The sequence below is a fragment of the Mycobacterium sp. NTMscope_MAC_269 genome (assembly GCF_976985695.1).
This window is the reverse complement of sequence record NZ_OZ335668.1, coordinates 4,388,356-4,406,801: the sequence shown is the minus strand read 5'-3', so window position 1 is coordinate 4,406,801 and position 18,446 is coordinate 4,388,356. Positions and strand designations below refer to the sequence as shown.

General features: G+C 69.1%; 16 protein-coding genes and 1 pseudogene. 10 read left to right on the top strand and 7 right to left on the bottom strand.

Annotated features, from left to right (window positions below):
* Positions 1–34: 34 nt before the first annotated feature.
* Together ACZ50Z_RS20880 and ACZ50Z_RS20875 are read left to right on the top strand one after the other, a co-directional pair.
* Complete coding sequence (locus ACZ50Z_RS20880) at positions 35–1,444, top strand: WS/DGAT/MGAT family O-acyltransferase (RefSeq protein WP_464485251.1); 1,410 nt, start codon at positions 35–37, stop codon at positions 1,442–1,444.
* Positions 1,445–1,572: 128 nt separating this feature from the next.
* On the top strand, positions 1,573–2,358 hold the full coding sequence (locus tag ACZ50Z_RS20875; RefSeq protein WP_464485250.1) for a crotonase/enoyl-CoA hydratase family protein: 786 nt from the start codon (positions 1,573–1,575) through the stop codon (positions 2,356–2,358).
* Between the two features lie 237 nt (positions 2,359–2,595).
* On the opposite strand, the pseudogene ACZ50Z_RS20870 reads toward ACZ50Z_RS20875, so the two are convergent.
* Positions 2,596–3,258: pseudogene (locus tag ACZ50Z_RS20870) on the bottom strand (MIP/aquaporin family protein); the annotation flags it as partial.
* On the opposite strand from ACZ50Z_RS20870, the gene ACZ50Z_RS20865 reads away from it, so the two are divergent.
* The 3 genes from ACZ50Z_RS20865 (at position 3,164) to ACZ50Z_RS20855 (ending at position 5,448) form a co-directional block, all read left to right on the top strand.
* Entirely contained in the window at positions 3,164–3,397 is a 234-nt protein-coding gene (locus ACZ50Z_RS20865; RefSeq protein ID WP_464485249.1) for a hypothetical protein, read from the top strand. The pseudogene ACZ50Z_RS20870 and the gene ACZ50Z_RS20865 sit on opposite strands and share 95 nt — an antisense overlap.
* 217 nt (positions 3,398–3,614) lie before the next feature.
* The gene (locus ACZ50Z_RS20860; protein ID WP_464485248.1) at positions 3,615–5,132 is read left to right on the top strand and encodes a class I adenylate-forming enzyme family protein; all 1,518 of its coding nucleotides are present in this window, start codon (positions 3,615–3,617) and stop codon (positions 5,130–5,132) included.
* 19 nt (positions 5,133–5,151) lie between these two features.
* The gene (locus ACZ50Z_RS20855) at positions 5,152–5,448 is read left to right on the top strand and encodes a hypothetical protein (protein WP_464485247.1); all 297 of its coding nucleotides are present in this window, start codon (positions 5,152–5,154) and stop codon (positions 5,446–5,448) included.
* Positions 5,449–5,453: 5 nt separating this feature from the next.
* Here ACZ50Z_RS20855 and ACZ50Z_RS20850 read toward each other — a convergent pair whose 3' ends face one another.
* Positions 5,454–6,041: a TetR/AcrR family transcriptional regulator gene (locus tag ACZ50Z_RS20850; RefSeq protein WP_464486333.1), complete on the bottom strand. Its 588-nt coding sequence runs from the start codon at positions 6,039–6,041 to the stop codon at positions 5,454–5,456.
* 425 nt (positions 6,042–6,466) lie between these two features.
* Here ACZ50Z_RS20850 and ACZ50Z_RS20845 point away from each other — a divergent pair, with 425 nt between their 5' ends.
* The gene (locus ACZ50Z_RS20845; RefSeq protein ID WP_464485246.1) at positions 6,467–7,273 is read left to right on the top strand and encodes a crotonase/enoyl-CoA hydratase family protein; all 807 of its coding nucleotides are present in this window, start codon (positions 6,467–6,469) and stop codon (positions 7,271–7,273) included.
* A gap of 20 nt (positions 7,274–7,293) precedes the next feature.
* On the opposite strand, the gene ACZ50Z_RS20840 is transcribed toward ACZ50Z_RS20845, so the two are convergent.
* Positions 7,294–8,772 (bottom strand): aldehyde dehydrogenase, encoded by a 1,479-nt coding sequence (locus ACZ50Z_RS20840; RefSeq protein WP_464485245.1) that lies wholly within the window; start codon positions 8,770–8,772, stop codon positions 7,294–7,296.
* 94 nt (positions 8,773–8,866) lie between these two features.
* The gene (locus ACZ50Z_RS20835; RefSeq protein WP_464485244.1) at positions 8,867–9,637 is read right to left on the bottom strand and encodes a class I SAM-dependent methyltransferase; all 771 of its coding nucleotides are present in this window, start codon (positions 9,635–9,637) and stop codon (positions 8,867–8,869) included.
* Positions 9,638–9,741: 104 nt separating this feature from the next.
* Here ACZ50Z_RS20835 and ACZ50Z_RS20830 point away from each other — a divergent pair, with 104 nt between their 5' ends.
* From ACZ50Z_RS20830 to ACZ50Z_RS20820, 3 genes are read left to right on the top strand one after another with little or no spacing between them, the layout of a single operon-like run.
* Complete coding sequence (locus tag ACZ50Z_RS20830; protein WP_464485243.1) at positions 9,742–10,971, top strand: TerC family protein; 1,230 nt, start codon at positions 9,742–9,744, stop codon at positions 10,969–10,971.
* Positions 10,972–11,012: 41 nt separating this feature from the next.
* The gene (locus tag ACZ50Z_RS20825) at positions 11,013–11,624 is read left to right on the top strand and encodes a DedA family protein (RefSeq protein ID WP_464485242.1); all 612 of its coding nucleotides are present in this window, start codon (positions 11,013–11,015) and stop codon (positions 11,622–11,624) included.
* 46 nt (positions 11,625–11,670) lie between these two features.
* Positions 11,671–12,837 (top strand): glycosyltransferase family 4 protein, encoded by a 1,167-nt coding sequence (locus ACZ50Z_RS20820; RefSeq protein ID WP_464485241.1) that lies wholly within the window; start codon positions 11,671–11,673, stop codon positions 12,835–12,837.
* Here ACZ50Z_RS20820 and ACZ50Z_RS20815 read toward each other — a convergent pair.
* Both ACZ50Z_RS20815 and pgfA read right to left on the bottom strand, forming a co-directional pair.
* Positions 12,817–14,538 (bottom strand): MmpA family trehalose lipid delivery protein, encoded by a 1,722-nt coding sequence (locus tag ACZ50Z_RS20815; protein ID WP_464485240.1) that lies wholly within the window; start codon positions 14,536–14,538, stop codon positions 12,817–12,819. The two genes, ACZ50Z_RS20820 and ACZ50Z_RS20815, sit on opposite strands and share 21 nt — an antisense overlap.
* A gap of 21 nt (positions 14,539–14,559) precedes the next feature.
* On the bottom strand, positions 14,560–15,864 hold the full coding sequence (gene pgfA / locus ACZ50Z_RS20810; protein ID WP_464485239.1) for a cell envelope lipid trafficking protein PgfA: 1,305 nt from the start codon (positions 15,862–15,864) through the stop codon (positions 14,560–14,562).
* Between the two features lie 119 nt (positions 15,865–15,983).
* Here pgfA and ACZ50Z_RS20805 point away from each other — a divergent pair, with 119 nt between their 5' ends.
* Positions 15,984–17,219 (top strand): acyltransferase family protein, encoded by a 1,236-nt coding sequence (locus ACZ50Z_RS20805; RefSeq protein ID WP_464485238.1) that lies wholly within the window; start codon positions 15,984–15,986, stop codon positions 17,217–17,219.
* Between the two features lie 130 nt (positions 17,220–17,349).
* Here the strand turns inward: ACZ50Z_RS20805 and ACZ50Z_RS20800 are convergent, their stop codons facing one another.
* Positions 17,350–18,327: a methyltransferase gene (locus tag ACZ50Z_RS20800; RefSeq protein WP_464485237.1), complete on the bottom strand. Its 978-nt coding sequence runs from the start codon at positions 18,325–18,327 to the stop codon at positions 17,350–17,352.
* Between the last annotated feature and the right edge of the window lie 119 nt (positions 18,328–18,446).

The following is an 18,446-nucleotide window of genomic DNA, read 5'->3' as shown; positions in this document are numbered from 1 at the left end:
CTGAGTATGGTCCCTCTATGGGTAAGGGGCAGCGGTGAAGAGGCTTAGCGGCTGGGACTCGGTACTGCTGTACAGCGAAGCACCGAACGTGCACATGCACACCATCAAAGCCGCCGTCATCGAACTGGACGTCGATCGGCGTTCCCTGGACGTCGACACGTTTCGCGAAGTGATCGCGGGCCGGCTGAACAAGCTGGATCCGTTCTGCTACCAGCTGATCGAGGTGCCGTTCGGTTTCCACCACCCGATGTGGCGGGAGAACTGCGAGCTCGACCTGAGCTATCACATCCGACCCTGGCGGGTGGCGCCGCCCGGGGGCCGCCGCGAGCTGGACGAGGCGATCGGGCAAATCGCCAGCACCCCGCTCGATCGCAGCCGCCCGCTCTGGGAGATGTACTTCGTGGAAGGCTTGGCCAACAACAGGATTGCGGTGGTCGGCAAAATCCACCACGCCCTCGCCGACGGCGTCGCCTCGGCGAACCTGCTGGCCCGAGGCATGGACCTGCAGCCGGGTCCGGAGGGCGAGAAGTACGTCTGCGACCCGGCCCCCACCACGCGCCAGCTGATGACGTCGGCCGTCGCCGACCACGTGCGCCACGTCGGGCGGATACCGCACACCATCCGCTACACCGCGCAGGGTCTGGGCCGGGTGCGCCGCAGCACGCGCAAATTCTCTCCGGAGCTGACGCGGCCGTTCGAGCCGCCACCGACGTTCATGAACCACAAGATCACCCCGGAGCGGCGGTTCGCCACCGCCACGCTGGCGCTGGCCGACGTCAAGGAGACCGGCAAGCGGCTCGGGGCGACGATCAACGACATGGTCCTGGCCATGGCGACGGGGGCGTTGCGGACCCTGTTGTTGCGCTACGACGGCAAGGCCGAACCGTTGCTGGCGTCGGTGCCGATGAGTTTTGACTTCTCGCCCGAGCGGATTTCCGGCAATCGTTTCACCGGCGTCCTGGTGGGCCTACCGACCGATTCCGACGATCCGCTGGAGCGGGTGCGGTGCAGCCACGAGAACGCCATCGCCGCCAAGGAGAGTAACCAGCTGATGGGACCGGAGCTGGTCAGCCGGTGGGCGGCCTACATGCCGCCCGGTCCCACTCAGGCCTTCTTCCGGTGGGCGTCCGGCCGCGATGGACACAACAAGATCCTCAACCTGAACATCTCCAACGTCCCCGGGCCGCGGGAGCGCGGCCGGGTGGGCGGGGCGCTGGTCACCGAGATCTACTCGGTGGGTCCGTTGACCGCTGGCAGCGGGCTCAACATCACCGTGTGGAGTTACGTCGATCAGCTCAACATCTCCGTGCTCGCCGACGGCTCCACGTGTGAGGACCCGCACGAGGTCACCGACGCCATGGTCAGCGACTTCATCGAAATACGCAGGGCCGCAGGGCTTTCGGAGAAGCTCACCCCCGTCGAAGCCGCGATGGCGCCGGCCTGACCGGCCCGTCCTGGCCGGTGACCGCGTCCAGCGGTAATCCGAATCTCGGGCTACGTTAACGCGATTCCCGCCGACCGCTACCATCGGTCCGACAGGAGCCACCGATACCTGAAGGAGCTGTGCGGCGCGTGAGCAGCGAAAACCAAGAGGCCAACGAGCCCGAAGTCCTGGTCGAACAGCGGGACCGGATCCTCATCATCACGATCAACCGGCAGAAGGCCAAGAATGCGGTCAACTCGGCGGTGGCCAACGGCCTGGCCGCTGCGGTCGACCGGCTCGACAGCGAGCCAGGACTGTCGGTGGGCATCCTCACCGGCGCGGGCGGCTCGTTCTGTGCGGGCATGGATTTGAAGGCGTTCGCCCGGGGTGAGCTCCCCATCGTCGAGGGCCGCGGGATGGGCTTCACCGAACGCCCACCGGTCAAGCCGCTGATCGCGGCGGTCGAGGGCTACGCGCTGGCCGGCGGCACCGAACTCGCGCTGGCGACCGACCTGATCGTGGCCTCCAAGGACTCGGCGTTCGGCATCCCGGAAGTCAAGCGCGGCCTGGTCGCCGGGGGTGGGGGGCTGCTGCGGCTGCCCCAGCGCATCCCGTCGGCGATCGCCATGGAACTGGCGCTGACCGGTGAAAACCTGAGCGCGGAGCGCGCGCACGCGCTGGGGATGGTCAACGTCCTGGCCGATCCGGGATCGGCGCTGGACGCGGCGATCGAGCTGGCCGAGAAGATCGCGGCGAACGGCCCGCTGGCGGTGGCCGCCACCAAGCAGATCATCGTCGAGTCCCGCGGCTGGAGCCCCGAGACCATGTTCGCCGAGCAGAACAAGCTGCTGGCTCCGGTGTTCTCCTCCAACGACGCCAAGGAAGGCGCCATCGCCTTCGCCGAGAAGCGCCCGCCCAAGTGGACGGGAACCTGATCCACTAGGCGGCCTGATCCTCTTCGCCCCAACGCTTTCCGAATCCACGCTGTCCTCGACGGTGACCGGCCCGGCCACCGTCGATGCGGCGTGGGTGGTCGGCAGCGGCGCCAGGCCCGGCTCCGGCGTCAGCAGCATCGTCGCACGCGCGTCGAGCACGTGGCCGATGAAGAAGTCGTAGGTGAGGATGCCCACCACGGCACCGACCAGCGGGCCGACGATCGGAATCCACCAGTATCCGGTGGTGCCGCCGTAGTCGCCGGAGAAGGCCAGCTTCCCCCAGCCCATGAAGTACGTGAAGACGCGCGGCCCCAGGTCGCGGGCGGGGTTGAGCGCGTAGCCCGCGTTGGTCCCGTAGGAGCAGCCGATCACCGCGACGACGAAACCGATGATCAGCGGCGCCATGTTGCCCGCCGGCGCCTGGTTGCGGTGGTCGATCAGAGCCGCGACCAGTGCGACCAGGATGGCGGTGCCGACGAGTTGGTCGAGCAGAGGGCCCCAGTAGCCGCCGTGGAAGTACTCGGCGGGAAAGGTTCCGAAGATCGAGTAGGTGTCCTGCGACTCCGGGCGGGTGAGGTGATGGGTCGCGTTGTAGTTGTCGATCGCCGAGCCGTAGACGGCGTAGACCGCGGCCGCGGCGCTGAAGGCTCCGATCAGCTGGGCGACCCAATACGGAATGACGTTGCGCCAGTCGAACTTTCGCGCCACCGCAAAGGCCAGTGTGACCGCCGGGTTGAGGTGCGCGCCGCTGATCCCGCCGGCGACGTAGGTCGCGAGCATCACGGCGAACGCCCACCCGAACACGATGATCAGCCAGTTTGCCGGGCCGAACGGCACGCTTTGGCGGCCCGACCCGGGCAACCCCACCACGTTGAGCGCGCAGGTGCCGAGCCCGAGCAGCAGCAGGACGAAGGTGCCGAAGAACTCGGCGAGCATCGCGCCGGGCAGCCCGGCGCGCAGCCTGGTCAGCGCGCTCGGCGCCGGCGGTGTCTGGATGTGGCCGGTGGTCGAAGTCAATTCCACGTGGTTCCCCCACTAGGTCAATGGTGTTTGTGCCTTCGGGCGCGAACGTGGCCCGCGCGGGCTTCGGGGTGGGTTAACCCACCGTCAGCTGCGGGTAAACGTCGCCGCCATGCTCGGGCGATACGGAGGGCCGACGGTGCTGGGCCGCACGATGCTTGCGTGATCTAAACTACAGTCGGGCATGACACTTTTGGTCAGCTTTGTAACGCGTTGAAACCGGAGAAAGATCGAGGATGAGCATTTCGTTGCTGCTCGAGATGGCCGCGTCGGGCGACGCCGAGCGCACGGCGGTGGTGTCCGGGGACTTGCGGCTGACCACGCAGCAGCTCAGCGATCTTGCCGACGGCGGGGCGGGAGTGGTCGCGGCCTCGGGCGCCAAGCACCTGGTCTACGTGGGCACCGGCGGTGCGATGCTGCCGGTGCTGATCTTCGCCGCGGCCCGCGCGGGGGTGGCCTTCACCCCGATCAATTACCGGCTCTCCGCCGAGGGCATCCGGGCGTTGATCGAGCGCCTGCCCGAACCGCTGGTGGTCGTGGACGCCCGCTACCGCGACACCATCGGCGACGTATCGGACCGGGTGATGGTCTCCGACGATTTCCTGGAGGCGGCCCGCGGCGCCGAGCCCGCCGCAGAGTTTCCCGATCCGGATTCCGTTGCGATCGTGCTGTTCACCTCCGGCACCACCTCGCAGCCCAAGGCCGTAGAGCTCTCGCACAACAACCTGACCAGTTACGTCACCGGGACGGTGGAGTTCGGGGCGGCCGCCGACACCGACGCGGCGCTGATCTGCGTGCCGCCGTACCACATCGCCGGGGTCAGCGCCGCGCTGTCGAATCTGTATGCCGGCCGCAAGATGGTGTACCTGCCCAATTTCGATGCGCAGGAATGGGTTCGGCTGATCAAGACGGAGAACGTGACCACCGCGACGGTGGTGCCGACCATGCTCGACCGCATCATCACGGTGCTGGAGAACGGCGATGGGGGGGCCATCTCGCTGCCGTCGCTGCGCAACCTGGCCTACGGCGGCTCCAAGGTCGGGCTGCCGCTGGTTCGCCGGGCGCTCGAGCTGCTGCCCGACGTGGGTTTCGTCAACGCCTACGGCCTGACCGAGACCAGCTCGACGATCGCGGTGCTGACTCCCGACGACCATCGCGCGGCGCTGGCCGCACCGACCGCCGACGGCGCGAGGCGGCTGGGGTCGGTCGGGCAGGCGGTGGCGGGTGTCGAGCTGCAGATCCGCGACGAGGCCGGAAATGTGCTGCCGCCGGGCGAGACCGGCGAGCTGTTCGTGCGGGGCGAGCAGGTCTCGGGCCGCTACACCGGCATCGGGTCGGTGCTCGACGAGAACGGCTGGTTCCCGACCAAGGACATCGCCATGCTCGACGACGAGGGATACCTGTTCATCGGCGGACGCAGCGACGACACCATCATCCGCGGCGGCGAGAACATCGCGCCCGCCGAGCTCGAAGAGGTCCTGGTCGAGCACCCCCACGTGCGCGACGTCGCCGTCGTCGGCGTCGAGGATCCGCAGTGGGGCCAGGCGATCGTCGCGGTGGTGGTGCCGGCCCCGGGCGTCGACCCCGACCCGGGCGAACTGCGCGAGTTTGTCCGCAAGAGTTTGCGCGGATCACGCACTCCCGACGAGGTAGTGTTTCGCGACGAGCTGCCCACCACCGCCACCGGCAAGGTGTTGCGGCGGGAAATCATCCAGACCCTCGCGGGATTGCGCACCGCGCCGGCCCAGCAGTAAGCGATCAAGGACGGAATCAATGATCAAGAACGGAACTCGTCTCGCCAGCCAGGTATGCGACACGCAGGTGATCGTCGTCCGCAGCGCGGACAGCCTCGACGACCTGCGGTGTGGCGGTGTGCCGATGGTGCCGGTGGGCGGTGAGCGCTCGGGCGAACTGGACCCGTCGTTCTCCGACGGCACGGTCATGGGCAAGCGCTACGTGGACGAAGCCGGCGCCGAGGTGCTGGTGACCAAGCCGGGCGCGGGGAGCCTGAGCATCGGGCAGACCGCACTGCACCTCAAAGAGGTCAAGCCGCTACCCGCGAGCGACTGACCACGTCACTGCGAGGCGTCGGGCTTGCCCGGAATTTTGTTCCGAAGCACGAATTCCTTTGCCTTGATCAGGAATTCGAGCTGCTCACCAACCTGGTGTAGCGGACCCGCGTTGCGCGTCGACCGCGACAGGACGATGGCGCCCTCCAGCGCAGAGATCGACATCACGGCCAGCGAAGCGGCATCGGCGTCGTCGAAGCCGTCGTTGACGAACGCTCGGGTGAGCGCGGTGCACCAGCGCCCCAGGATGGCGCCGGCCTCGGCGGACAGCTTGGGACCGTCACCGTCGGAACAGCCGATCGCCGCCGCCACCACCGGACAGCCGGCGGCGAAGTCGCCGTCGGTGAGCAGCCGCTCCCAGAAGCCGACGAACTCCTGCAACAACACTCGTGCGCCCCGGCCGGCGGCGTCGTCGATCATGGCGGTGATGGAGTCGCCCGAGTAGCGCAGCGCTTCGGTCAGGATCTGATTGCGCCCGTCGGGAAAGTGGTAGTAGACCGAGCCGCGAGGGGCGCCGCTGCGGGCGAGCACCGCGTCGATCGTCACGCCCGCGGCTCCGCGCTCGCGCATCACCTCGGCCGCACTGGCCAGCATCTTTGTCCGCGTGCCCCCGCGCTTCGCCGGGGCGTGCTCCTTGGTGGCGTCACCGATAGTCGGCACTGGCGTACCTCCCGGGGCTGGCGTCATGCAGCGTGCGAGTGGCGCAGCGCCGGCCAGTGCATGTGACGCGGGCTGAAGCGGAATGTCCGGCGCCGCAAGTCTGGCATCTCGCGGGTGAATTGATAGCCGGCGACGTTGAGCTCAATGATCCACATGGTGTTCTCCCGGCCTGTGTGCGGCCCTTGATTATGCTAAGAACCATATAAGACATCCGTAAATTAAGCAATTTCTCAGCCGCAATGTGACGTACGCCGCACAAATGGCGCATGGTCGGTGCCGCAGTCCGCACCTGCGGCGGCGGAATCAGCGCGGAAATATGCTGTATTGCATAATCACTAGAACTTCGCTTCACTATCCCGATGACCACTCAACCCGCCCTGCCGAACCTGGACACCGTGTCGTTGCAGCGCGACGGCCACGTCCTGCTCATCGGCCTCAACCGACCGCAGAAACGCAACGCATTCGATCGCGCGATGCTGGCCGACCTGTCCCGGGCCTACGGCGTCCTGGAGACCGATCCCGCGGTGCGCGCCGGCGTGCTGTTCGCGCACGGCGACCATTTCACGGCCGGTCTTGACCTCGTCGACGTCGGCCCGGGTATCGCGAGCGGAGAGCTGGCCTTCCCGGACGGCGGGCGCGATCCGTGGCGCCTCGACGGTGACTGGCGCACGCCGCTGGTCGCGGTCGCGCACGGCTGGTGCATGACGCTGGGCATCGAACTGCTGCTCGCCGCCGACATCCGCGTCGCCGCGACCGGCACTCGGTTCACGCAGCTGGAGGTGCGGCGCGGGATCTATCCGTTCGGCGGGGCGACGATCCGCATGCCGCGGGTGGCCGGCTGGGGCAACGCCATGCGCTGGCTGCTCACCGGCGACGAGTTCGACGCGGCCGAGGCGCACCGCATCGGGCTGGTCCAGGAGGTGGCCGACGACGCCGCCGAAGCGCTGGCCAGGGCGCGCGATATCGCGCACACCATCGCCGATCGCGCTGCGCCGCTGGGTGTTCGGGCCACGCTGGCCTCGGCTCACCAGGCCCGCGAGCGCGGGGACGTGGCTGCCATCGAGCGGCTACGCCCGGCGGTGGCCGAGTTGTTCGCCAGCGAGGACGCCGCCGAGGGTGTGCAATCGTTCGTCGAACGCCGCCCGGCCCGGTTTGTGGGCCGGTAGCGGTTCGACGTGTGTAAGGCCTAGCTTTCGATCGTGTGGCCCATCGGCATCAGCACGCTCTTCTGCTGCGTGAAGTGCTCGACACCTTCCGGCCCGTTCTCGCGGCCGATGCCGGAGTTCTTGTAGCCGCCGAACGGGCAGCACGGGTCGAACGCGTACCAGTTGATTGCGTAGGTGCCGGTGCGGATCTTCTCCGAGACCTCGATGCCCCGCTGCACGTCGGCGGTCCACACGCTGCCGGCCAGCCCGTACACCGAGTCGTTGGCGATCTTGATCGCGTCCTCTTCGGTGTCGTAGGCAATGATCGACAGCACCGGCCCGAAGATCTCCTCCTGGGCGATCGTCATCTTGTTGTCGACGTCGGCGAACACCGTCGGCTGCACGAAGAAGCCGCCGGCTAGGTCCTCGCGCCCCTCGGGACGGCCGCCGCCGCACACCAGCCGCGCGCCCTCCTCGATGCCCTTGGCGATGTAGCCTTCGACCCGGGACCGCTGCTTCTCCGAGATCAACGAACCGATCTGGGCGGCCGGGTCCGACGGTAGGCCCACGGGCAGCGCCTGCACGAAAGCGCTTACCGCGTCGACGATTTCGTCGTACCGCGACCGCGGGGCCAGGATGCGGGTCTGGGCCACGCAGGCCTGGCCGCTGTTCATGATCCCGGAGAACACCAGCATCGGGATCGAGGAGGCCAGGTCGACGTCGTCGAGGACGATGGCCGCCGATTTGCCGCCCAGCTCCAGGGTGCACGGCTTGAGCATGTCGGCGGCGCGACGGCCGATCTCCTTGCCGACCGCCGAGCTGCCGGTGAAGGAGAAGATGTCGACATCCGGGTTGGAGGTCAGCGCCTGCCCGGTCTCGATCCCACCGGGCACGATCGACAGCACACCCTCGGGCAGCCCCGCCTCGGCGAAGGCCTCCGCCAAAGCGTTTGCGCTCAGCGGTGTTTCGGCGGCCGGCTTGAGTACCACCGTGCAGCCGGCCAGCAGCGCCGGGCCCAGCTTGTTGACGGCCAGGAACAGCGGCACGTTCCAGGCGACGATCGCGCCCACCACGCCGATCGGCTCGCGATGAACGATGCTCTGCCCGTAGCCGCCGGTGCGGACCTCTTTCCACTTGACCTGGTCGACGGCCGGGCCGGCGAAGAAGTTCAGGGCGCCGATCGAGCTCATCCAGTGCATCGTTTCGACGCTCGTCGGCGGCTGGCCGGTCTCGGCCGCGAGCAGCTGGGTGAACAGGTCCTTACGCTCCTCCATCACCTTGAGCGCGTTGGCGATCACGGCCGCGCGCTCCTTGGGAGGTGTGGTCGGCCACGGGCCGCTGTCGAAGGCCGCACGGGCCGCGGCGACGGCGGCATCGACGTCGGCTGCGGCGGCCAGCGGCACCTTGCCGACGTACTCACCGGTGGCGGGACAGGTCACCTCGATCACGTCGGCGCTCGACGGTTCCGTCCACTTGCCGCCGATGAAAAGCTTGTCGTATTCGGTCTTCACGTCGCTCATATTCCGCCGCTCCTCCTCATCGCTCCCGCTCCGCATCGTCAACGGCGGGCATGCGCGCCACCCTACCCAAGCCGGAGCAAAACGAGAACACGTTTCACTCTTGGGGTTGCAGGACCAGCACCAGATTGCTCACCAGGAACTCGCGCAGCACCGGCACACGGGTCAGCCACCACGCCCATCGCGGGTGGTAGCGGGGAAAAGCGGCCACGGCGGCGCCGGTGCTCGCGGCCCACGTCAGGCCGTCGGCCGCCGACACCTCGAACAACGACGACCCGTAGTTGTTTTTGGCGGGATGGCCGTGCTTGCGGGCGTAGCGGGCGGCGGCGCGCTCGCCGCCCAGGTAGTGCGTCAGGCCCATTTCGTGGCCGCCGAACGGGCCCAGCCACACCGTGTAGGACAGCACGACCAGACCGCCGGGCCGGGTTACCCGCAGCATCTCGGCACCGAGCTGCCAGGGCCGCGGCACGTGCTCGGCGACGTTGGACGACAGGCAGATGTCCACCGAATCGTCGGCGAACGGCAGCGCCATGCCCGACGCCCGCACGAACGTTCCCGTCCCCGCCGCGACGGCGGGACCGCCCGCGTGCATCTCGCTCGGGTCGGGCTCCACGCCGAGATAGCTGACGCCGGCGTCGGCGAAGGCCGTCGCGAAGTAGCCGGGGCCGCCGCCGACGTCGAGCAGCGTGCGGCCGGCGGGGGAGTTCGCGTGGGCGGCCCACCACAGGTCGCTCACCATCGCCGCGGTGTCGGCGGCCAGTGCGCCGTAGAAGCGGGCCGGCTCGGTCTGCTCGTAGCGAAACTCCGACAGCAGCCGCACCGAGCGGGCCAGGGTCGCCCGGCGGGCGAAGAGGTCGGTCACGGCCACCGGCCAACCCTACGGCCGGGCGCACACATACTGTGGCGGCAAAGAGGGTACGGAAGCGTCGAAGACACAGACGACGGCTCCGACGAAGGTGGCTCAGGCAGCGAATGGATGTTCCCGATTGGGTATGGGCCCTGACCGTCTTGGCCATCGTCGGACTGTTGGCGTTCGACTTTTTCTTCCACGTCCGCAAGGCGCACGTTCCCACACTGCGGGAGGCCGCCCTCTGGTCGCTCGCCTACGTCGGCATCGCGCTGCTGTTCGGCGTCGGCTTGCTGGTGTTCGGGGGCCATGAGGAGGGCCCGGAGTACTTCGCCGGGTACGTCACCGAGAAGGCGCTCTCGGTTGACAACCTGTTCGTCTTCCTGATGATCATGGCCAGCTTCCGGGTCCCGCGCGAGGATCAGCAGAAGGTGCTGCTGTTCGGGATCGTCTTCTCCCTGGTCGCCCGGACCGGGTTCATCTTTCTCGGCGCGACGCTGATCAACACGTTCGCGTGGGTCTTCTACCTGTTCGGGCTGATCCTGTTGATCGCGGCCGGCGGCGTGCTGCGCCCCGACGAGCGTGAGGAATCCCGCAAGGCCGACAACGTCGTCATCCGGATCGCGAAAAAGGTTTTGCACACCAGCGAGCACTACGACGGCGACAAGTTGTTCACGATGTTGGACGGCCGGCGCGCGTTGACGCCGATGTTGCTGGTGATGGTCGCCATCGGCGGCACGGACATGTTCTTCGCGCTCGACTCGATCCCGGCGATCTTCGGCCTGACCCAAAACGTCTACATCGTGTTCACCGCGACGGCCTTCTCGCTGCTGGGTTTGCGGCAGCTGTACTTCCTCATCGAGGGCCTGCTGGACCGGCTGGTCTATCTGTCGTACGGGCTCGCGGCGATCCTCGGCTTCATCGGCGTCAAGCTGATCCTGCATGCGCTGCACGAGAACAACGTCCCGTTCATCAACGATGGCGAGCCGGTGTCGCTCGTCGAGATCAGCACCTACCTGTCGCTGGCCGTGATCGTCGGGGTCCTGGTCGTCACCGTGGTTGCCTCGCTGCTGAGTCCCATGGGCAAGGCCCGGACGGCGATCGCCGGCGCCCGGCGGCACGCGGCGGCCTACCTCGACTCCGAATACACCCATGACCCCGCCGAGCGCGAGCGCATCTTCCGCAAGCTGCTGGGCGAGCGTGATCAGATACTCGCGCTCGGTCCGAAGTACCGCCAGTTGGTCCGCGACGAGCCGGCGCTGATCGAGCTGTTCGACCGCGCGGCCGCCAAGCACGACGAGGCCGTCGGCCGCGGCGAGGCCGAGCCGTTCGTCAGGATGGGCCTGACCTCCTGAGCGCCTGGCCACCGGCCCGCGCTGTGTAGTGTTGCGCTCTAGTGTTCGATTCCCTGCTTGACGCGCTCGGCAACTCGTGGTGGGCGTATCCGCTGATCCTGGCCTCGTGCACTTTCGACGCCATCCTTCCCCTGTTGCCGAGCGAGACGGCGCTGCTCACCGGGGGAATCCTGGCGGCCAACGGCTCGATGGTGTTGGGCTGGGTGATCGTCATGGCGGCCATCGGCGCGTTCGTCGGCGACAACCTCGCCTACGCGATCGGCCACTCGGCCGACGATTTCGCCCGCCGCTGGATCACCCGCGGCGCGAAGGGGGAACGCAGCCTGGAATGGGCGCACCGGGAGCTGGACCGGCACGGCGGCCCGCTGGTGATCGTGGCCCGGTTCCTGCCCGGGGGCCGCACCGCCACCACCATCGCCTGCGGCGTGCTGGACTTCCCCTATCGCCAGTTCGTGGTGTTCGACGCGATCGGCGCCGTCGTATGGGCGACGCTCAACACGCTGATCGGCTACGTCGGCGGCAACGCCTTCGCCGACAACACCGTCGCGGCGTTCGCGGTGGCATTCGGGGTGGCGCTGGCGCTGGCCGGGATCATCGAATTGGTCCGGTGGATCGGCCGGCGGGCCCGGCAGGACGGGCGGCTACCCCGCTAGCGGCCCATCATGGCGTGCGGGCCGATTCCCATTAGGCTGACCGGTGATGTCTGCTCTGCGCTCGGTCCTGCTGCTGTGCTGGCGCGATACCGGGCACCCGCAGGGCGGCGGCAGCGAAGCCTATCTGCAGCGCATCGGCGCGCAGCTGGCCGCCTCGGGGATCGACGTCACGCTGCGCACCGCCCGCTATCCCGGCGCGCCGCGCCGTGAGGTCGTCGACGGCGTGCGGATCGACCGCGCCGGTGGCCGCTACTCGGTATACGTGTGGGCGTTGCTGGCGATGGCGGCCGCGCGGCTCGGGGTGGGCCCACTGCGGAAGGTGCGGCCCGACGTGGTCGTCGACACCCAGAACGGCCTGCCCTTTTTGGCCCGCCTGGTCTACGGCCGCCGCGTGGTGGTGCTGGTGCACCACTGCCACCGCCAGCAGTGGCCGGTCGCCGGCCCGGTGCTCGGCCGGCTCGGCTGGTTCGTCGAGTCGACGCTGTCGCCGCGGCTGAACCGGGGCAACCAGTACGTGACGGTGTCGTTGCCGTCCGCGCGCGACCTGGTCACCCTGGGCGTCAACGGCACCCGGATCGCGGTGGTGCGCAACGGCCTGGATCGGGCGCCCGCGCAATCGTTGTCGGGCCCGCGCGCGGCCGCGCCGCGGGTGGTCGTGCTGTCGCGGCTGGTGCCGCACAAGCAGATCGAGGACGCGCTGGAAGCGGTCGCGCGCCTGCTGCCGCGGACACCGGGCCTGCATCTCGACATCGTCGGCGACGGCTGGTGGCGCGAGCGGCTCGTCGAGCACGCACGACAACTCGGCATCTGCGGCGCCGTGACGTTCCACGGCCATGTCGACGACGTGACGAAACACCATGTGCTGCAAGCGGCTTGGGTGCATGTGCTGCCCTCGCGCAAGGAGGGATGGGGGCTGGCGGTCGTCGAGGCGGCCCAGCACGGGGTGCCGACCATCGGCTACCGATCCTCGGGCGGCCTGTCGGACTCGATCGTCGACGAGGTGACCGGGATATTGGTGGACACCCACGCCGAGTTGGTGGACCGGCTCGAGGAACTGCTCGCCGATCCGGTGCTGCGCGATCAACTCGGCGCCAAGGCGCACACCCGCAGCGGCGAATTCTCCTGGGCGCAAAGCGCCGACGCGATGCGCAGCGTGCTGGACGCCGTGCACTCCGGCCGCACGGTCCACGGGTTAGTCACCGGGCGGGGCTGACCGTGCGCGGCGCCGCCACGCGCCGATCCCCGCGCCGGCGCCGCCCGCCACCAGCAGCGCCAGCCACGCCAGATGGGCGATCATCGTCGCCGCCCGGCGATCGGCGGGCACGCCGGCACTTCGACCGCCGACCCGGTACAGCGCGATCGCATCGTCGCGGTAGACCGCCGGCAGCGCCCCCAGGGTGCGGGCGGCCGCCCCCATGTCGCCGGCGCTGTCGGATTCCACCACCAGCCACCCCACACCCGTCGCGGCCAGCGCCGACGGGTCGGGCCCGGTCAAAAGCAGCTCCTGCACGGCCCGGGCGCGTGAACCCTCGCCCGCGATGGTGGTCCCCGAGATCACCAGGTCGCCGCTGCTCAGCACCTCGGCGCGCACCCAGCGGGGCAGCGGGTCCAGGACCGGCGCGGCGCCCGACCAGAAGAAGAGCCGCATCGTCCCGGCCGGCAACACCGCTATCGTTCCTGGGTCCCCGGTCGGTTCGTTGATCGCCGCGGCGACGACGGCCCAGCCGCGCGGGTAGTGCACCGGTGACACCTTGCCGCCCACCCCCCAGGCCAGGTCGGGCAGTGCCAGCAGCAGCGCCGCGCAGCAGACCAGCGCCGTGAGCGCCGGCCGGAGCCATCTTCGCGCGCTCACCACCGCGCCGGCGCCGGCCAGGGCGTAGCCGGGCACCGCCAGCGCCACCCACTTCTGCCCGTCGCGCAGCACGCCGAAGCCGGGCACGGCGTCGACCACCGCGGCCAACAGGTGTAGGCCCGGTCCGGTGGCCAGCGCCGCGGGAACCAGAACCGACACCGCGGCCAGCACCAGCAGTGGGACCGCCACCGGACGGCGGGCGACCGTCCGCAGGCCCGCCGCCACCACCCCCAGCAGCACCACGGCGGAGAACACCGCGAAAAGCGTGGCGCGCGAACCGGGTACGGCCTCGCCGTTCCAGATCCCGCCGAGGCCGGCCAGGCTGGCGAGCGTGCCCAGGCCGGGCTCGGCGCGTGGCGCGAACGCCTCGACCCCCAGCCGGTTGGCCGCCGTGTGGGCGGTCAGCGACGAGCCCAGCGCCGACGCGACCAGCCAGGGCAGCGCCGCCACCAGCGCGATGCCCAGAGCCGCCGCCGCGCACCACCGGCGCTGCCAGGTCCCGGTCGCGCCGTCGGCCGGTGCGGCCGTGCAGACAAGCGCGACCGTCGCGGCCAGCAGCAGCCCGGTCGGGGTCAGCCCGGCCAACGCGATCCAGAAGGACAACCCGAAGAACGAGCCGGACCCCGCGCGCAACCTGAGCATGGCCGTCGCCACCCAGGGCAGGCAGCCGTAGCCGACCAGCAAGCTCCAATGACCCTGCAGAAGTCGTTCGGCCACATAGGGATTCCAGATCGCCAGGGTGACGGCGACGAACTGGCCGGGCGCGCCCGCGCGGGGCAGCGCCACCTCGACGAGCCGGGCCGCGCCCCAGCCCGCGAGCCACAAGCCCACCACGAGCAGCGCCTTGACCACGATGCCGCCGTCGACCAGATGCGAGGCGAGCGCCACGGCGAAATCCTGGGGGGTGGCGCGCGGTGCCGACGTCAAGCCCAGGGCGGTATCGGACAGGTATGACCGCGGCGTCGACACCGCGTCACGCAGCAGCAGATATCCCGGGGCCAGCAGCGGCCCGACCACCAGCAGCGCCAGCGCCAGTGCGTACCCGGACCGGGTCCAGCGCACGGCTAACGCATCCGGCCCGGGCTATTCGCGGTCGTGCGGGCCGGGCGGGTTCGACTCGGTGGGACCGGCCTCGGTGGGCTCGTCCGGGCGGGACGGCCCGGAGGGACCGGGCGAGCCGGCCGGATCCCCGCCGGACTCCTGGCGCAGGTCGGGACGCTGGGTGGGCAGCTTCTCCGTCTCGGCCTCCGCGCCGGGCACCGGTTCCTCGAGGCCGCTGCGGCCGAAGAAGTCCTGATCGCCGCGATCCAGGCCGGGGTCGGTCAGCGCGCTCTCGCTGCGCAGGCTGAACGAGGCGAGCAGCCCGCCACCGACCAGCGCGATCAGGCCGACCGCGGTGAACGTGATCGGAAGCACGCGCGACCACAGCGCCAGCCGGTCGCGCTCATCGCGGGCTGCGTTGACCTGAGATTCGACGGTGTCCTCGTTCGACGTGATCTTGTATTCGGCCAGGGTGAGCTCCGGCTTGAGCGGATCCCGGGCGAAGTAGTGGTCGGCGTGCTCGGTCTGCTTGACGATGGTGCCCGACACCGGGTCCACCCAGAACGTGCGCTGCGCCGCGTAGTAGCGGGTCATGGTGATTTGTTCGTTCGGATCGCCACCTTGGACGCCCCACATCGATGCCGACGTGGTCTGCTTGGCGTCCTCGTTGCCGGCCAGCAGCGACGGGTACGCCACCGGGGCCACCAGCGTGCCGTCGCCGTTGTAGCCGACGTTCTGGGTGAACTTGTAGGTGGTCAGCCCGTTGACGTCTTCCTCGGTGTCGTAGTTGACGTCGAACGGCTTCTGCGCGATCGGATCGAAATAGGGATAGGTCTTCTTCTCGGTGTGGAACGGGAACCGGTAGGACAGCCCGTCGTGCCGCAGCGGCATCGCGGTGGGCGGGTTCTCGTCGTTGACGGCGCGCGGCTTCTGGACCGAGCCGCCGGTGTGGGCGTCGTCGGAGACGGCCAGCGCGGTCTTGCGGTTGAGCGTCACGGTGTCGACGATCGCCAGCAGCAGCCCGCTGTCCTTCTGCTTGTCCGTGCGCCGCAACGAACTTCCGACCTGCAGCGTGACCACGTCGGCGTTGGCGGGCGACTCGACGCTGATCTGCTGCTGGGAGACCAGCGGCACGTTCTGGTTGACGACCACATGGTCGGTGGACAACGACGCGGAGTCCAGTGCCGTCCCGGTGCCGTCACCGACCAGCGTGGCGTCGAGGTCCAGGGGGACCTTGGTGATCCTGCTGGTGGTGTACGTCGACAACAGCAGCGCGGCGATCAGCAGGGCGGCTCCGAGTCCGATGATCCCGCATGCGGCGAACCGCAACATGACTGCTCGGTTCACGTCGCTGTGCCCTCCTCATGTCCTTGCATTTTTCAGCCGCGACCCGACCCGAGCGAGCAGCTCGGGGCAAACTCGTTTGACCCTAACAGCAGAAAGTAAGGCGGCGACTTACGAACCTAATGCTCGTGCGGGCGGGTCCTTCGGGTGTACCCATTCGCCGGGCAGCCCAGCACAGGCAAACTGTGGTGGTGAGCGACGACGAGCGGGTGGGCGGGGTGCGCAGCTTCCTGCCCGCGGTGGAGGGCATGCGCGCCTGCGCGGCCATGGGCGTGGTGGTCACCCACGTCGCCTTCCAGACCGGGCACTCCAGCGGCGCCTCCGGCCGGCTGTTCGGCCGCTTCGACCTCGCCGTCGCGGTGTTCTTCGCGCTGTCGGGTTTTCTGTTGTGGCGCGGGCATGCCGCGGCGGCAAGGGATTTGGGGCCCCGACCGGCCACCGGCCACTATCTGCGGTCCAGGGTCGTCCGCATCATGCCCGCCTACGTGGTGGCGGTCGTGGTGATCCTGACCCTGTTGCCCGACGCCGACCACGCCAGCCCGACGGTGTGGCTGGCCAACCTGACGCTCACCCAGATCTATGTGCCGCTCACGCTGACCGGCGGGCTGACTCAAATGTGGAGCCTGTCCGTCGAGGTCAGCTTCTATCTGGCACTGCCGGTTCTCGCGCTGCTGGCCCGCCGCCTCCCGGTGCGTGCGCGGGTGCCGGTGATCGCCGTGCTGGGCGCGATGAGCTGGGCATGGGGCTGGGTGCCGGGCCACGCGGGCGAGGGCATCAACCCGCTCAACTGGCCGCCGGCGTTCTTCTCCTGGTTCGCCGCCGGCATGCTGCTCGCCGAGTGGGTCCACAGCGGGGCCGGGTTCCCAGTGCGTTTAGCGCGCCGGCGCCCGGTGATGGCCGTCGTCGCCGTGGCCGCCTATTTGGTCGCGGCGTCGCCGCTGGCCGGTCCCGAGGGGCTGGTGCCCGGCACGCCCGCGCAGTTCGCGGTGAAGACCGCGATGGGCGCTCTGGTGGCCTTCGCGTTGGTCGCGCCGTTGGTGCTGGACCGCCCCGACACCCCGCATCGGATGCTGGGGAGCACCGTCATGGTCACCCTTGGCCGCTGGTCCTACGGCCTGTTCATCTGGCACCTGGCCGCGCTGGCCATGGTCTTCCCGGTGGTCGGGACGTTCCCATTCACCGGCAACATGCCGACGGTGTTGGTGCTGACGCTGATCTTCGGATTCGCGATCGCCGCCGTCAGCTACTCCCTGGTCGAGTCGCCCTGCCGAGAGGCCTTGCGCCGCTGGGAGAAACGCGAAAGGCCGGCCGAGGCAACGCAGGCCGTCGACGCGGAGGCGGACGCGATCGCGCCCTAACCGGTGCGGTCCATCCACTCTTCCAGAGTGTGCGCGGACGGCAGGCGACGTCATCTCCCTCTGGCATCGAGGCTCTGGGACCCGCCGTGTAACGGCCCGCGGCAGCAGATGCGCGTCGGAGGCGCGCCTCCTAACTGGGCACGGCTTCGATGACGCAGAGCGGCCCTGCCGTCTGCACCACGCGCTGCAGCCGGAAGCCGCCCCGCCGGAGCAGGTCGGTCCACTGCTTGACGTCGCGTTCCAGTGCGCCCGCCATCACCAGCATCTCCAAATCGGCGTAGTGGCCTAGGAATTCGCGGTCGTGATCGGGGACGACCATCTCCAGCAGCAGCAGCTTCGCACGCGGCGGGGCCGCGGCTTTGATGGTGCCGAGGATCGCGATGGCTTTGTCATCAGACCAGTCGTGGATCACGTTCTTCATCACATAGGCGTCAGCGACTGGCACGCTCTCGAAGAACGACCCGCCCGTCACGGTGACTCGGTCGGCGACACCGTGCGCGGTCAACACAGGTGGTGCTCCCTCAACTGCCCCGGGGAGATCGAACAGCACGCCGCGGGCGTTGGGAGCGGCTGTAAGAAGGGACGACAGTAACCGGCCGTGGCCGCCACCGATATCGGCGATGACGTCAAAGTTGCTGAAGTCGTACGCCGCGACCGCCGCTGCCTCCAACACTGACGACGTGGAGGTCATGGCGTTGTTGAAGACCTCCGCGAACTCAGGGTCGTCGCGGAGGTAGTCGAAGATGTCCTTTCCGAACACTTTTGGGGGGTTCGGCTCTCCGGTGCGCACCGCATCGGCCAGCCGTGTCCAGTTCGCTCGGTGTTGCGGGGAGCCGAAGAACAGAGCAGTCCCATGCGTCGAGATCGGCGAGTCGGTGCGCAACGTGTCGGCCAGCGCGTTCAGTGCGAAACGGCCGTCACGACGCCTGCGAAACACGCCGCGGCTGATCAGCAACCGCATCAGCCGCGCCACGCTGTCCGGGTCGGCCCCGACGCGGCGCGCCAACTCCTCTTTGGTCAACGGGCCCGCGGCCAGCGCGTCGGCGATGCCCAATTGCGCGGACGCCGAGATGGCCTGCGACAGAAAGGCACCGAAGATGATGTCCATCACCGTGATCGGCGGGGGTGCCAGTCGCTGGTACAACCGCCCCACGTGATGACGGACTCGTTCGACCGCCCGAGCCACCCGGGCGGGCGGCAGTCTCGGGGTTGCTGTCGGTGACTTAA

Coding starts and splice junctions, on each gene's coding strand:
- ACZ50Z_RS20800 (WP_464485237.1), bottom strand. CDS start 18,327: ATGGACATCATCTTCGGTGCCTTTCTGTCGCAGGCCATCTCGGCGTCC.
- ACZ50Z_RS20820 (WP_464485241.1), top strand. CDS start 11,671: ATGTCTGCTCTGCGCTCGGTCCTGCTGCTGTGCTGGCGCGATACCGGG.
- ACZ50Z_RS20805 (WP_464485238.1), top strand. CDS start 15,984: ATGCTCGTGCGGGCGGGTCCTTCGGGTGTACCCATTCGCCGGGCAGCC.
- ACZ50Z_RS20840 (WP_464485245.1), bottom strand. CDS start 8,772: ATGAGCGACGTGAAGACCGAATACGACAAGCTTTTCATCGGCGGCAAG.
- ACZ50Z_RS20865 (WP_464485249.1), top strand. CDS start 3,164: ATGATCAGCCAGTTTGCCGGGCCGAACGGCACGCTTTGGCGGCCCGAC.
- ACZ50Z_RS20845 (WP_464485246.1), top strand. CDS start 6,467: ATGACCACTCAACCCGCCCTGCCGAACCTGGACACCGTGTCGTTGCAG.
- ACZ50Z_RS20860 (WP_464485248.1), top strand. CDS start 3,615: ATGAGCATTTCGTTGCTGCTCGAGATGGCCGCGTCGGGCGACGCCGAG.
- ACZ50Z_RS20830 (WP_464485243.1), top strand. CDS start 9,742: ATGGATGTTCCCGATTGGGTATGGGCCCTGACCGTCTTGGCCATCGTC.
- ACZ50Z_RS20855 (WP_464485247.1), top strand. CDS start 5,152: ATGATCAAGAACGGAACTCGTCTCGCCAGCCAGGTATGCGACACGCAG.
- ACZ50Z_RS20850 (WP_464486333.1), bottom strand. CDS start 6,041: ATGCTGGCCAGTGCGGCCGAGGTGATGCGCGAGCGCGGAGCCGCGGGC.